This window comes from Burkholderia cepacia (assembly GCF_001039005.1).
Classification (GTDB): Bacteria; Pseudomonadota; Gammaproteobacteria; order Burkholderiales; family Burkholderiaceae; genus Burkholderia; species Burkholderia theae.
The window spans coordinates 157685-171167 of the sequence record NZ_LDWR01000041.1 but is presented as its reverse complement, the minus strand read 5'-3'; the positions used below and the strand labels follow the sequence as shown (position 1 = coordinate 171167).

At 65.9% G+C, this 13483-nt stretch carries 13 protein-coding genes; 12 read left to right on the top strand and 1 reads right to left on the bottom strand.

Going from position 1 to position 13483, the window contains the following annotated elements:
• Nucleotide 1 precedes the first annotated feature (1 nt).
• From uppS to VL15_RS22505, 12 genes are all read left to right on the top strand, one after another.
• Complete coding sequence (gene uppS / locus VL15_RS22560; RefSeq protein WP_048248626.1) at nucleotides 2-784, top strand: polyprenyl diphosphate synthase; 783 nt, start codon at nucleotides 2-4, stop codon at nucleotides 782-784.
• Nucleotides 778-1599, top strand: coding sequence for a phosphatidate cytidylyltransferase (locus VL15_RS22555; protein ID WP_048248624.1), 822 nt, complete (start codon nucleotides 778-780; stop codon nucleotides 1597-1599). Before uppS ends, VL15_RS22555 begins: the two co-directional genes overlap by 7 nt.
• Nucleotides 1600-1614: 15 nt before the next feature.
• Nucleotides 1615-2811 carry a 1-deoxy-D-xylulose-5-phosphate reductoisomerase gene (locus VL15_RS22550; protein WP_048248623.1) on the top strand — a complete coding sequence of 399 codons (1197 nt, stop codon included), beginning with the start codon at nucleotides 1615-1617 and terminating at the stop codon, nucleotides 2809-2811.
• A gap of 11 nt (nucleotides 2812-2822) precedes the next feature.
• Nucleotides 2823-4193 carry an RIP metalloprotease RseP gene (gene rseP / locus VL15_RS22545; protein WP_048248621.1) on the top strand — a complete coding sequence of 457 codons (1371 nt, stop codon included), beginning with the start codon at nucleotides 2823-2825 and terminating at the stop codon, nucleotides 4191-4193.
• 61 nt (nucleotides 4194-4254) lie between these two features.
• Nucleotides 4255-6564, top strand: a complete 2310-nt coding sequence (gene bamA, locus VL15_RS22540; RefSeq protein ID WP_048248619.1) for an outer membrane protein assembly factor BamA — start codon at nucleotides 4255-4257, stop codon at nucleotides 6562-6564.
• A gap of 64 nt (nucleotides 6565-6628) precedes the next feature.
• On the top strand, nucleotides 6629-7126 hold the full coding sequence (locus tag VL15_RS22535; RefSeq protein WP_048248617.1) for an OmpH family outer membrane protein: 498 nt from the start codon (nucleotides 6629-6631) through the stop codon (nucleotides 7124-7126).
• 16 nt (nucleotides 7127-7142) lie between these two features.
• The gene (lpxD, locus tag VL15_RS22530) at nucleotides 7143-8252 is read left to right on the top strand and encodes a UDP-3-O-(3-hydroxymyristoyl)glucosamine N-acyltransferase (RefSeq protein WP_048248616.1); all 1110 of its coding nucleotides are present in this window, start codon (nucleotides 7143-7145) and stop codon (nucleotides 8250-8252) included.
• 129 nt (nucleotides 8253-8381) lie between these two features.
• Nucleotides 8382-8849 carry a 3-hydroxyacyl-ACP dehydratase FabZ gene (gene fabZ / locus VL15_RS22525; protein WP_017331951.1) on the top strand — a complete coding sequence of 156 codons (468 nt, stop codon included), beginning with the start codon at nucleotides 8382-8384 and terminating at the stop codon, nucleotides 8847-8849.
• A 58-nt stretch (nucleotides 8850-8907) separates the two neighbouring features.
• Nucleotides 8908-9696, top strand: coding sequence for an acyl-ACP--UDP-N-acetylglucosamine O-acyltransferase (lpxA, locus tag VL15_RS22520; protein ID WP_048248613.1), 789 nt, complete (start codon nucleotides 8908-8910; stop codon nucleotides 9694-9696).
• Nucleotides 9697-9699: 3 nt separating this feature from the next.
• Nucleotides 9700-10869, top strand: coding sequence for a lipid-A-disaccharide synthase (lpxB, locus tag VL15_RS22515; protein ID WP_043888491.1), 1170 nt, complete (start codon nucleotides 9700-9702; stop codon nucleotides 10867-10869).
• A complete protein-coding gene (gene rnhB / locus VL15_RS22510) occupies nucleotides 10866-11510 on the top strand; it encodes a ribonuclease HII (protein WP_048248612.1) in 645 nt (214 codons plus the stop codon). Before lpxB ends, rnhB begins: the two co-directional genes overlap by 4 nt.
• Nucleotides 11507-12289 (top strand): TrmH family RNA methyltransferase, encoded by a 783-nt coding sequence (locus VL15_RS22505; RefSeq protein WP_048248610.1) that lies wholly within the window; start codon nucleotides 11507-11509, stop codon nucleotides 12287-12289. The genes rnhB and VL15_RS22505 overlap by 4 nt, the downstream gene beginning before the upstream one ends.
• A gap of 106 nt (nucleotides 12290-12395) precedes the next feature.
• On the opposite strand, the gene VL15_RS22500 is transcribed toward VL15_RS22505, so the two are convergent.
• A complete protein-coding gene (locus tag VL15_RS22500; RefSeq protein ID WP_048248608.1) occupies nucleotides 12396-13211 on the bottom strand; it encodes a pyruvate, water dikinase regulatory protein in 816 nt (271 codons plus the stop codon).
• Between the last annotated feature and the right edge of the window lie 272 nt (nucleotides 13212-13483).

Genomic DNA, 13483 nt, shown 5'->3' with positions numbered 1-13483 from the left:
CATGACCTATACCAGCTCTACCGTTCGCGTGCCTGACGTCGGCGTCGTGCCGCGTCACATCGCGATCATCATGGACGGCAACGGCCGTTGGGCGACCGAACGCCGCTTGCCGCGCGTCGCGGGGCATACCCGCGGCGTCGATGCCGTGCGGGCGGTGGTCGAAGGCTGTGCGCGCGCCGGTGTCGAATACCTGACGCTGTTCGCGTTCAGTTCGGAAAACTGGCGCCGGCCGAACGACGAAGTGTCGTTCCTGATGCGGCTGTTCATCACCGCGCTCGAGCGCGAGGTCGGCAAGCTGCATGCGAACGGGATCCGCCTGCGTGTCGTGGGTGATCTCGATCGCTTCGAGCCGCGCATTCGCGAACTGATTCGCCGCGCCGAAACCAAGACGGCGCGCAATACCCGTCTGACGCTCACCATCGCGGCCAACTACGGCGGCCGGTGGGACATCCTGCAGGCGACGAAGAAGCTCGTCGAGCAGGCCGTGCGCGAGGGTCGCGAGGTCGAAGTGACCGAGGACGCGTTCGCGCCGCACCTGGCGATGGCCTATGCGCCGGAGCCGGATCTCTTCATCCGTACCGGCGGCGAGCAGCGCGTCAGCAACTTCCTGCTGTGGCAGCTTGCGTACGCCGAATTCTATTTCACCGACAAATACTGGCCGGATTTCGACGGCGCGGCGCTGGCCGACGCGATTGCGTCGTATACCGAGCGCGAGCGCCGTTTCGGGCGCACGAGTGCGCAGCTCGAACCGCAATCGCAGAACGCCGATTCCCTTTCATGCTGAAAACCCGTGTGATCACGGCGCTCGTGATGCTGGCGGTGTTGCTGCCGGTGACGCTGTTTGCGCCGCTCGGCGCGTTCGGGGCGCTGATCGGCGCCGTGCTCGTGTTTGCCGCGTGGGAGTGGGCGCGCCTGCTGAAGCTCGGCGGCGCCGGCCCGGTCGTCTATGCGGTCGTCGCGGCGCTTGCGCTGGCGGCCACCACACCGCTCGGCATCGACGTGGCTTCGTCCCGTCCCCTTTTCATGGCGGCCGGCGTGTTCTGGCTGCTGGTCGGTCCGTTCGCGCTGCGGCGCAAGCCCGAACTCGCGGGCGGCGTGTGGCGGCCGTTCCTGCTGGCAGCCGGCCTCGTGGTGTTCGCGGCCTGCTGGCATGCGCTCGTCGCGGCGCGCGCGCAGGGCGTGCCGTTCGTGCTGTCGTTGCTTCTGGTCGTCTGGCTGGCCGATATCGGTGCATACTTCGCGGGCAAAGCCTTCGGAAAGCGTAAACTGGCCATCACGATCAGTCCCGGGAAGAGCTGGGAAGGCGCGATCGGCGGCTGGCTCGCGGTCATGCTCGTCGCCGGCGTCGCGATGGTCGCGCATGCGTTCGAGCCGACCCTGTTTTCTGCATTCGCCGCGCGCTACGGTATGCCCGGTGCATGGGCCGCGCTGACGCTGCTGGTCGCGTACAGCGTGATCGGCGACCTGTTCGAGTCGCTGTTGAAGCGGCAGGCGGGCGTGAAGGATTCGAGCGGACTGTTGCCTGGCCATGGCGGCGTGCTCGACCGTGTCGACGCGCTGCTGCCGGTGTTGCCGCTCGCGATGCTGCTGCTTGGTTAAACCACTATCTCTGTTATGCAAAAACGTCTGACATTGCTCGGTTCCACGGGCTCGATCGGAGACAGCACGCTCGACGTGGTCGCGCGCCACCCCGAACGATTCTCGGTCTACGCGCTGACCGCGCACCGCAACGGCGACAAGCTCGTCGAGCAGTGTCTGCGCTTCGCGCCTGAAGTGGCGGTGGTCGGCGATGCCGCGACGGCCGCGCAGGTCGACGCGAAACTGCGCGCGGCGGGCAGCAAGACGACCGTGCTGCACGGGCCGCAGGCGCTCGTCGACGTGTCGAAGAGCGACGGCTGCGACACGGTGGTCGCGGCGATCGTAGGCGCGGCCGGCCTCGCGCCGAGCCTCGCGGCCGCGCGTGCGGGCAAGCGGATCCTGCTGGCGAACAAGGAAGCGCTCGTGATGTCGGGCGCGATCTTCATGGACGCCGTGCGCGACCATGGCGCGATCCTGCTGCCGGTCGACAGCGAACACAACGCGATTTTCCAGTGCATGCCGCGCGATGCGGCCGAGCACGGCGGGATCTCGAAGATCATCCTGACCGCGTCGGGCGGCCCGTTCCGCACGCGCGAGCCGGCCACGCTCGTCGACGTGACGCCGGACGAGGCGTGCAAGCACCCGAACTGGGTGATGGGCCGCAAGATCTCGGTCGATTCCGCGACGATGATGAACAAGGGCCTCGAGGTGATCGAGGCGCACTGGATCTTCGGGCTGCCGGGCGACCGGATCGACGTGCTGATCCACCCGCAGAGCGTGATCCACTCGCTCGTGTCGTACCGCGACGGCTCGGTGCTTGCCCAGCTCGGCAACCCCGACATGCGCACGCCGATCGCGCACGCGCTCGCGTTCCCCGATCGCGTCGATGCGGGCGTCGACCAGCTCGACCTCGCGCAGATCGCCCAACTGTCGTTCGAAAAGCCCGATTACGCGCGCTTCCCGTGCCTCGCGCTTGCGCTGAAGGCGCTTGAGGAAGGCGGTATCGCGAGCGCGGCATTGAACGCCGCGAACGAAGTTGCGGTCGAAGCGTTTCTCGAGCGCCGGATCGGCTTCATGACGATCGCGGCGACGGTCGACGCAGTGCTCAACGCGCTGCCGAACCGTGCACCCGACGGGCTCGAAGACGTCCTGGCGGCGGATGCCGAGGCACGCCGCCTTGCCGCCGCGATCATTGCAAAAGCGCCTGCGCCCCGCGTGGAACGTACTGTCTGAATGGAGTGCTCATGAACGTGCTGGTCGAACTGATCGCGTTTGCGGTGGCGATCGGGGTGCTGGTCGTCGTGCATGAGTACGGACATTATCGCGTCGCGCGCTGGTGCGGCGTGAAGGTGCTGCGTTTCTCGATCGGCTTCGGCCAGCCCGTCGCGCGTTGGGTCAGCCGCAGGACGGGCACCGAGTGGACGCTATCCGCGCTGCCGCTCGGCGGCTACGTGAAGATGCTCGACGAGCGCGATCCGGGCCCCGGCATCAAACCCGAGGAACTCGGGCAGGCGTTCAACCGGCAGTCGGTCTACAAGCGCATCGCGATCGTCGCGGCCGGGCCCATCGCGAACTTCCTGTTGGCAATCGCGCTGTTTTCCGTTGTATTCGCCACCGGCGTGACCGAGCCGGCCGCGGTCGTCGCGCCGCCGGCCGCCGGTACGGCGGCGGCGCGCGCGGGTTTCGACGGCAGCGAGACGATCGTGTCGATCCGCAATGCGCAGGGCGGCGAGTCGGAGCCGGTGCGGTCGTGGTCGGACCTGCGCTGGAAGCTGCTGGCGGCCGCGTTCGATCACCGCGAGATCGTGCTCGGCGCGCGCGACGGCAGCGCGACGTTCGATTTCCGCGTCGACCTCCGCAATGTTCCCGAAAGTCAGCTCGACGACGATTTCATGGCCCATCTGGGCTTCGAGACCGGCGGCGGCACGCTGTCGGTCGCGTCGGTGCAGCCCGGCAGCGCGGCGGAGCAGGCGGGCCTGAAGGCCGGCGACAAGCTGGTCACGCTCGACGGCAAGCCGATCGGCGGCGCGTCGCGGTTCATCGATTCGGTGAAGCACCATGCGGGCAAGGCACTCGACCTGAAGATCGAGCGCGACGGCACCGCGCAGACGGTATCGATCGTGCCGCAGATGCAGCGCGACGACGAATCGGGGCAGCAGGTCGGCCGCATCGGCGCGGCGCTGTCGATGCACACGCCGTCGGTCGACGTGCGCTACGGGCCGATCGAGAGTCTGCAGCTCGGCGTGCATCGCACGTGGGACATCTCCGTGTATTCGCTGCGGATGTTCGGGCGGATGATCACGGGCAACGCGTCACTGAAGAATCTATCCGGCCCCGTGACGATCGCGGACTACGCGGGCAAGAGCGCGCGGCTCGGTCCGTCGGCGTTCCTGTCGTTCCTCGCCCTTGTCAGCATTAGCCTTGGCGTCCTGAACTTGTTGCCGATTCCCGTTTTGGACGGGGGGCATCTGTTATATTATGCGGTTGAAGCCGCGACCGGGAAAGCCGTCTCGGAGCGCTGGCAGCTGATTCTGCAAAGAGCCGGGTTGATCTGCATCGTCGCGTTGTCGGCGATCGCGCTGTTCAACGATCTGGCTCGGTTAATCCATTTCTGAAGCGTCAGGCGGCGGCCGCTCGGCAGCCGCCCGATTTGATGCAGCTAAATATTGGGGATGCATGTTGTTCAAACCTCATCGCTTTGTACCTAAGACAGTTGCGGCGGCCGCGCTTGCCGCTCACGGCCTCGCGGCGCATGCAGCGGCACCGTTCGTGGTGCAAGACATCAAGATCGAGGGGCTGCAGCGCGTCGAAGCGGGTTCGGTGTTCGCATATCTGCCGATCAAGCAGGGCGATACCTTCACGGACGACAAGGCATCCGAAGCAATCCGCGCGTTGTACGCGACGGGCTTTTTCAACGACGTTCGCATCGCCACGCAGGGCAACGTCGTCATCGTGCAGGTGCAGGAGCGTCCGGCCATCGCGTCGATCGACTTCACCGGCACGAAGGAATTCGACAAGGACAACCTGACGAAGGCGCTGCGCGCAGTCGGCCTCGCCGACGGCCGCTACTACGACAAGGCGCTGGTCGACAAGGCGGAGCAGGAGCTCAAGCGCCAGTACCTCACGCGCGGCTTCTACGCGGCCGAGGTCAAGACGACGGTCACGCCGGTCGACGCGAACCGCGTGTCGATCCTGTTCGCGGTGGCCGAAGGTCCGAGCGCGAAGATCCGCCAGATCAACTTCATCGGCAACAAGGCGTTCAAGACCAGCACGCTGCGCGACGAGATGCAGCTGTCGACGCCGAACTGGTTCTCCTGGTACACGAAGAACGACCTGTACTCGAAGGAAAAGCTGACGGGCGACCTCGAGGCCGTGCGCTCGTACTACCTGAATCACGGCTACCTCGAGTTCAATATCGAGTCGACCCAGGTGTCGATCTCGCCCGACAAGAAGGACATGTACCTGACGGTGACGCTGCACGAAGGCGAGCCGTACACGGTGTCGGGCATCAAGCTGTCGGGCAACCTGCTCGATCGCGAGGCCGAACTCAACAAGCTGATCAAGATCAAGCCGGGCGACCGCTTCTCGGCCGAAAAGCTGCAGCAGACCACCAAGTCGATCGTCGACAAGCTCGGTGAATACGGCTACGCATTCGCGGCCGTCAACGCGCAGCCGGACATCGACCAGGCGAACCACAAGGTGAACCTGAACCTCGTCGTCGATCCGAGCCGCCGCGTGTACGTGCGCCGCATCAACGTCGTCGGCAACACGCGTACGCGCGACGAAGTGGTGCGCCGTGAAATGCGCCAGCTCGAAAGCTCGTGGTTCGATTCGAACCGTCTTGCGCTGTCGAAGGACCGCGTGAACCGTCTCGGCTACTTCACCAACGTCGACGTGACGACGGTGCCGGTCGAAGGCACGAACGACCAGGTCGACGTGAACGTGAAGGTCGACGAAAAGCCGACCGGCGCGATCACGCTGGGCGCCGGCTTCTCGTCGACGGACAAGGTCGTGCTGTCGGCCGGCGTGTCGCAGGACAACGTGTTCGGTTCGGGCACGAGCCTGTCGGTGAACGTCAACACTGCAAAGAGCTATCGCACGCTGACCGTCACGCAGGTCGACCCGTACTTCACGGTCGACGGCATCAAGCGGATCACGGACGTCTACTACCGCACGTACCAGCCGCTCTACTATTCGACGAGCTCGAGCTTCCGAATCATCAGCGCAGGCGGCAACCTGAAGTTCGGCATTCCGTTCTCGGAAGTCGATACCGTCTACTTCGGCGCGGGCTTCGAGCAGAACCGCCTCGACGTCGATTCGAACACGCCGCAGAGCTACCAGGATTACGTGAACCAGTTCGGCCGCGTGTCGAACACGGTGCCGCTGACCATCGCGTGGTCACGCGACGCGCGTGACAGCGCGCTGATTCCGAGTCGCGGCTACTTCACGCAGGCGAACATGGAGTACGGCGTGCCGGTCGGCAAGATCCAGTACTACAAGGCCGACCTGCAGGCGCAGTACTACTATTCGTTCTCGCGCGGTTTCATCCTGGGCATGAACCTGCAGGGTGGCTACGGTAACGGTATCGGCAACCCGTACCCGATCTTCAAGAACTACTACGCAGGCGGTATCGGCTCCGTGCGTGGCTACGAGCCGAGCTCGCTGGGCCCGCGCGACACGAAGACGAACGACCCGATCGGCGGTTCGAAGATGCTCGTCGGCAACATCGAACTGACGTTCCCGCTGCCGGGCACGGGCTACGACCGCACACTGCGCGTGTTTACGTTCCTCGACGGCGGTAACGTGTGGGGCAACGCGCCGGGCGGCACGAGTACGGGTGCCAACGGCCTGCGTTACGGCTATGGTGTGGGTCTGGCGTGGATCTCGCCGATCGGCCCGCTTAAGCTGAGCCTCGGCTTCCCGCTGCAGAAGCACGAAGGCGACCAGTATCAGAAATTCCAGTTCCAGATCGGGACGGCGTTCTGATCGAACGCATGACAACAGCAACGAGAGGGTAATTTTGCTAACCGGTAAGTTTTCGAAACGAGTGATGTGCGCGCTGACCGTTGCGCTGGCCTTGGGCGCGGCAACGGTGCACGCACAGGACGTCGCCCGCATCGCGGCGGTCAATTCGGATCGGATCCTGCGCGAGTCGGCGCCCGCAAAGGCGGCGCAGACGAAGCTCGAAGCCGAGTTCGCGAAGCGTGACAAGGATCTGCAGGACCTGGCGGCGCGTCTGAAGTCGATGTCCGATTCGCTCGACAAGAACGGCACGTCGCTGTCGGCGGCCGATCGTGCGCAGAAGCAGCGCGATCTCGCGCAGCTCGATACCGACTTCCAGCGCAAGCAGCGCGAGTTCCGCGAAGACCTGAACCAGCGTCGCAACGAGGAACTGGCAGCCGTGCTGGAGAGGGCGAACAAGGTCATCAAGCAGATTGCCGAGCAGCAGAATTACGACCTGATCGTGCAGGAAGCCGTGTACGTCAGCCCGCGCATCGACATCACCGACAAGGTGCTCAAGGCGCTCGCGTCCGGCTCGACGAACTGAACGGAGCAGACGACGAATGGCATTGACGCTTGAGGAACTCGTAAAGCGGTTCGGCGGCGATATCGCCGGCGACGCACAGTGCAAGGTGAGCGGGCTCGCACCGCTCGACCAGGCAGGCCCTCAGCAGCTCGCGTTCCTCGCGAATCCGAAGTACCTGTCGCAGGTCGAGTCGACCCGCGCAGGCGCGGTGTTGATCGCACCGAAGGATCTGGAAAAGCTGGGCGCGGCCGCTAACGGCCGGACGGCCGGCCCCCAGATGGCTGGCCCCCGCAATTTCATTGTGACGCCGAATCCGTACGCGTACTTCGCGCGCGTCGCGCAGTTGTTCATCGACCTGGCCGCGCCGCAGCGCGCCGCCGGCGTGCATCCGAGCGCGACGGTCGATCCGGCCGCGCAGGTCGCCGCGAGCGCGGTGATCGGCCCGCACGTGACGGTCGAGGCCGGCGCGGTGATCGAAGACGGCGTGCAGCTCGATGCGAACGTATTCGTCGGCCGCGGCACGACAATCGGCGCGGGCTCGCATCTTTATCCGAACGCATCGGTGTACCACGGCTGCAAGGTCGGCCCACGCGCGATCATCCATTCGGGTGCCGTGATCGGCTCCGACGGCTTCGGCTTCGCGCCGGATTTCGTCGGCGACGGCGACGCGCGCACCGGCAGCTGGGTCAAGATCCCGCAGGTCGGCGGCGTATCGATCGGCCCGGACGTCGAGATCGGCGCGAACACGACGATCGATCGCGGCGCGATGGCGGATACCGTCATCGAGGAATGCGTGAAGATCGACAACCAGGTGCAGATCGCCCACAACTGCCGGATCGGCGCCTACACGGTGATCGCCGGCAAGGCAGGCATTGCGGGCAGCACGACGATCGGCCGCCACTGCATGATCGGCGGCGCGGCCGGGATCGCCGGCCACGTGACGCTCGGCGACTATGTCATCATCACTGCGAATTCTGGCGTGTCGAAGTCGCTGCCGAAGGCCGGCATCTATACCAGCGCGTTCCCGGCCGTCGACCACGGCGAATGGAACAAGAGCGCCGCGCTCGTGCGCAATCTCGACAAGCTGCGTGATCGCATCAAGGCGCTCGAAGCCGCGCTTGCCGCCCAGGGCGGCACGGACGCCTGAGCGCACCATGCGAGACCACGAACCGGGCACGGCCAGCGCAACCGGCCCGGTTTGCCAGACTGGGCCGCGCGGCGGCCCGCTTCAGCCTTTGCATCACCACCGCGCAGCATCTGCGTGAGACGAACCATCATGAGCACTGAAAAAATCAATCTCGACATCCACAAGATCCTCACGCTGCTGCCGCATCGCTACCCGATTCTGCTCGTCGATCGCGTGCTCGAACTCGAGCCGCACAAAGGGATCAAAGCGCTGAAGAACGTGTCGATCAACGAGCCGTTCTTCCAGGGGCATTTCCCGAAGCGGCCGGTGATGCCGGGTGTGCTGATCCTCGAGGCGCTCGCGCAGGCCGCGGCGCTGCTGACCTTCGCGGAAGAGCAGCCGAAGGATCCGGAGAACACGCTGTATTACTTCGTCGGGATCGACGGCGCCCGCTTCAAGCGGGTGGTCGAACCGGGCGATCAACTGATTCTGAACGTGACGTTCGAACGCTACATCCGCGGCATCTGGAAATTCAAGGCGGTGGCGGAAGTGGACGGGAAGGTGGCGGCGGAAGCCGAGCTGATGTGCACGGTCAAGACGACCGACGCGGCGCCCTGAGCGACGCGGCACGCATGGGCAACGCAACGCGACACATCACATCGAGAGGCAACGGCGCATGACCAGGATTCATCCCACCGCGATTGTCGAACCGGGCGCGCAGATCGACGAGTCGGTCGAGATCGGCCCGTACGCGATCGTCGGTCCGCATGTCACGATCGGCGCGCGCACGACGATCGGCTCGCACAGCGTGATCGAAGGCCATACGACGCTCGGCGAGGACAACCGCATCGGCCATTACGCGTCGGTCGGCGGCCGTCCGCAGGACATGAAGTACAAGGACGAGCCGACGAAGCTCGTGATCGGCAATCGCAACACGATCCGCGAATTCACGACGATCCACACGGGCACCGTGCAGGACGTCGGCGTGACGACGCTCGGCGACGACAACTGGATCATGGCCTACGTGCACATCGGCCATGACTGCCGGGTCGGCAACCACGTGATCCTGTCGAGCAACGCACAGATGGCCGGCCACGTCGAGATCGGCGACTTTGCGATCGTCGGCGGGATGTCGGGTGTTCACCAATTCGTGCGCATCGGCGCGCACTCGATGCTGGGCGGCGCGTCGGCACTCGTCCAGGACATTCCGCCGTTCGTGATCGCGGCAGGCAACAAGGCCGAGCCGCACGGGATCAACGTCGAAGGGCTGCGCCGGCGCGGCTTCTCGGCCGACGCGATCTCGGCGCTGCGCAGCGCGTACCGCCTGCTGTACAAGAACGGCCTGTCGTTCGAGGAAGCGAAGGTGCAGCTGCGCGAGCTGGCGGAGGCGGGCGGCGAGGGCGATGCGCCCGTGAAGGCGCTCGTCGAGTTCGTCGACGCGTCTCAACGCGGCATCATCCGCTAAGCGATGCCGCTTCCGACCAATCAGCTTCGGCTTGCGATGGTGGCAGGCGAGCCGTCCGGCGACCTGCTCGCGGCGTCGCTGCTCGGCGGTCTGCGCGAGCGGCTGCCCGAATCGGCCCAGTATTACGGGATCGGCGGGCAGCGAATGATCGCGCAGGGCTTCGACTCGCACTGGCAGATGGACAAGCTGACCGTGCGCGGCTACGTCGAGGCGCTGGGCCAGATTCCCGAGATCCTGCGGATTCGCGGCGAACTGAAGCGCCAGCTGCTCGCCGAGCGGCCGGACGCGTTCATCGGCGTCGACGCACCCGACTTCAACTTCAACGTCGAACAGGCCGCGCGCGACGCGGGCATCCCGTCGATCCACTTCGTGTGCCCGTCGATCTGGGCATGGCGCGGCGGCCGGATCAAGAAGATCGCCAAGTCCGTCGACCACATGCTGTGCCTGTTCCCGTTCGAACCGGCGATTCTCGACAAGGCAGGCGTTGCATCGACCTACGTCGGCCATCCGCTGGCCGACGAGATTCCGCTCGAGCCCGACACGCACGGCGCGCGCATCGCGCTGGGACTGCCGGCCGACGGCCCCGTGATTGCGGTGCTGCCGGGCAGCCGGCGCTCGGAGATCGCGCTGATCGGCCCGACGTTCTTCGCGGCGATGGCGCTGATGCAGCAACGCGAGCCCGGCGTGCGATTCGTGATGCCGGCGGCGACGCCTGCGCTGCGCGAGTTGCTGCAGCCGCTCGTCGACGCGCATCCGCAGCTGGCATTGACAATCACCGACGGCCGCTCGCAAGTTGCGATGACGGCCGCCGACGCGATCCTCGTGAAGAGCGGCACCGTCACGCTGGAAGCCGCGCTGCTGAAGAAGCCGATGGTGATCTCGTACAAGGTGCCCTGGCTGACCGGGCAGATCATGCGCCGGCAGGGCTACCTGCCTTACGTCGGCTTGCCGAACATCCTGGCGGGGCGCTTCGTCGTGCCCGAGCTGCTGCAGCATTTCGCGACGCCCGAGGCGCTTGCCGATGCGACGCTCACGCAGCTGCGCGACGACGCGAACCGCCGTACGCTGACCGAAGTGTTTACCGAAATGCATCTTTCGCTGCGGCAGAACACGGCCGCGAAGGCGGCCGAAGCGGTCGTGCGCGTGCTCGAACAACGCAAGGGGCGCGCATGACGGCAGTACGTGCAACGCGTCGCCGCGCATCGAGCGACGTGCAGGGCGGCTTCGACTTCAGCCGGCCCAACGAGATCGTCTGCGGTGTCGACGAAGCCGGGCGCGGCCCACTCGCGGGGCCGGTGGTGGCCGCCGCGGTGATCCTCGATCCGGCGCAGCCGATCGACGGACTCGACGATTCGAAGGCGCTGTCCGCGAAGAAGCGCGACGCGCTGTACGACCTGATCGTTGCGCGTTCACGCGCGTATTGCGTCGCGTCGGCAAGCGTCGACGAAATCGATACGCTGAACATCCTGCACGCGACGATGCTGGCGATGAAGCGGGCCGTCGAAGGCCTGTCGGTGCTGCCGACGCTCGCGCAGATCGACGGTAACCGTTGTCCGACGCTGGCGGTTCGCGCCGAGGCGATCGTCAGCGGCGACGCGCTCGTGCCGAGTATCTCGGCCGCGTCGATCCTCGCGAAGGTCACGCGCGACCGCATGCTCGTCGACCTGCACGAACGCTTCCCGGTGTACGGCTTCAACGTGCATGCGGGTTACGGCACCGCGAAACACCTTGCCGCGCTGCGCGAGCACGGCCCGTGCGAAGCGCATCGGCGCACGTTCGCACCGGTTCGCGCCGCACTTGATCTGATTCGATGAAAAGCATCACTTCCCGCGACAACCCGCTGTACAAGCGCCTGAAGGCGCTCGCGGGTTCGACGTCCCAGCAGCGCCGCGGCGATCAGGCACTGCTCGAAGGGTTTCACCTTGCCAGCGCGTACCTCGACACGGGCGCCACGCCCGAGCTGTGCGTCGCCACCGAAGGCGCGCTCGGCCACGCCGAGGCACAGGCGATCGTCGCGCGCGTCGACGCGCAGTGTGTCGTCACGCTGCCCGATGCTTTGTTCGGGCAGCTGTCGAGCGTCGTCAACGGCGTCGGGTTCCTGCTGCTCGTCGACCGGCCGGCACACCCGCTGCCGGAGCGCGTGACGCACACGTCGGTCGTGCTCGACGGCGTGCAGGATGCAGGCAACGTCGGCTCGATCCTGCGCAGTGCCGCCGCGGCCGGCGTGCGCCATGTGTTCTGCGCACCGGGTACGGCCTACGCGTGGTCGTCGAAGGTGCTGCGCTCGGGCATGGGCGCGCACTTCCTGCTGTCGATCCACGAGGATGTGGCGCCCGACGCGCTCGCCGGGCGGCTCGACGTACCGGTCGCGCTGACCGACTCGCACGGCGCGCAGGCGATCTACGATTGCGACCTGTCGGGGCCGGTCGCATGGGTGTTCGGCAACGAGGGCGCCGGCGTATCGGCGTTCTGGCGCGATGCGGCGACGCATCGCGTGACGATTCCGCAGCCGGGCGGAATGGAGTCGCTGAATGTTGCCGCTGCCGCGGCGGTGTGCCTGTTCGAACAGGTGCGACAGCAGCGGCACGCATGATGCCCGGGCGTGCACTGCCGCACGCGTAACCCGCACAACGAAAAAAGGCCGCGTCGACCGCGGCCTTTTTGTTTCCGGCGGCGGCCAGGCGGCCGCGCGCAGATGCTCAGTACGACTGCCGGTCGAGGCGGATTTCCTGCAGGATCGTCGTCGCGATTTCCTCGATCGACTTGTGCGTCGACGACAGCCACTTGATCCCTTCGCGGCGCATCATCGCTTCGGCCTCGTTGATCTCGTAGCGGCAGTTCTCGGGCGCCGCGTACTTGCTGCCCGGCCGGCGCTCGTTGCGAATCTCCGACAGGCGCTGCGGGTCGATCGACAGCCCGAACAGCTTCTCGCGGTGCGTGGAGAGCGACGACGGCAGCTTGCCGCGTTCGAAATCTTCCGGAATCAGCGGATAGTTCGCGGCCTTCACGCCGTACTGCATCGCGAGATACAGGCTCGTCGGCGTCTTGCCGCTGCGCGACACGCCGACGAGGATCACGTCGGCCTCCGACAGGTTGCGGTTCGACTGGCCGTCGTCGTGCGCGAGCGAGAAGTTGATCGCCTCGATCCGCGTCTTGTATTCCTCGGTGTCCGCGTTCTGGTGGCCGCGGCCCATCGCGTGGCTCGACTTGAGCTCCAGCTCCTGCTCGAGCGGTTCGACGAAGCGCTGGAACATGTCGAGCACGAGCGCGTTCGAGCGTTTGACGATGTCGTTCGACTCGCTGTCGACGAGCGTCGTGAACACGATCGCGCGGCGGCCGTCGTGCACGGCGGCGTCGTTGATCTTTTCGACGGTCGCGTAGGCCTTGTCGGGCGAGTCGATGAACGGCACGCGCACGAGACGGAATTTCTGGTCGAACTGGGAGAGGATCGAGTGCGCGAAGGTTTCGGCAGTGATCCCGGTGCCGTCGGAGACGATGAATACGGTAGGCAGCATGAATCTGGGCGTCGAACGTGAAGGGCGGTTGCGCGGGGGCTGGAGGTTCGCCTCCAGACGCAGTGACAAGGTCGCGCCACATCCGGCAGCCGGCACGGTAGAATAGCGGCAACCTGTTGGATAAGCAATTGCGGGGGCAGGGCGCGAACGGCGCCGTCGGCTTGCCCGCTCGATTCCAAAATTCCCGGCAAGTTCGGCGATTTGTCTGAAAATATCGCCCTTCTGCCGGGATTTTTGCAAATCGGGTCGGAAGATTTCCGCTGCTGCGATTG

Bases quoted from the DNA above. Each gene is read 5' to 3' on its own strand.
- uppS (WP_048248626.1), top strand. From the start codon at position 2: ATGACCTATACCAGCTCTACCGTTCGCGTGCCTGACGTCGGCGTCGTG.
- VL15_RS22555 (WP_048248624.1), top strand. From the start codon at position 778: ATGCTGAAAACCCGTGTGATCACGGCGCTCGTGATGCTGGCGGTGTTG.
- VL15_RS22550 (WP_048248623.1), top strand. From the start codon at position 1,615: ATGCAAAAACGTCTGACATTGCTCGGTTCCACGGGCTCGATCGGAGAC.
- rseP (WP_048248621.1), top strand. From the start codon at position 2,823: ATGAACGTGCTGGTCGAACTGATCGCGTTTGCGGTGGCGATCGGGGTG.
- bamA (WP_048248619.1), top strand. From the start codon at position 4,255: ATGTTGTTCAAACCTCATCGCTTTGTACCTAAGACAGTTGCGGCGGCC.
- VL15_RS22535 (WP_048248617.1), top strand. From the start codon at position 6,629: ATGTGCGCGCTGACCGTTGCGCTGGCCTTGGGCGCGGCAACGGTGCAC.
- lpxD (WP_048248616.1), top strand. From the start codon at position 7,143: ATGGCATTGACGCTTGAGGAACTCGTAAAGCGGTTCGGCGGCGATATC.
- fabZ (WP_017331951.1), top strand. From the start codon at position 8,382: ATGAGCACTGAAAAAATCAATCTCGACATCCACAAGATCCTCACGCTG.
- lpxA (WP_048248613.1), top strand. From the start codon at position 8,908: ATGACCAGGATTCATCCCACCGCGATTGTCGAACCGGGCGCGCAGATC.
- lpxB (WP_043888491.1), top strand. From the start codon at position 9,700: ATGCCGCTTCCGACCAATCAGCTTCGGCTTGCGATGGTGGCAGGCGAG.
- rnhB (WP_048248612.1), top strand. From the start codon at position 10,866: ATGACGGCAGTACGTGCAACGCGTCGCCGCGCATCGAGCGACGTGCAG.
- VL15_RS22505 (WP_048248610.1), top strand. From the start codon at position 11,507: ATGAAAAGCATCACTTCCCGCGACAACCCGCTGTACAAGCGCCTGAAG.
- VL15_RS22500 (WP_048248608.1), bottom strand. From the start codon at position 13,211: ATGCTGCCTACCGTATTCATCGTCTCCGACGGCACCGGGATCACTGCC.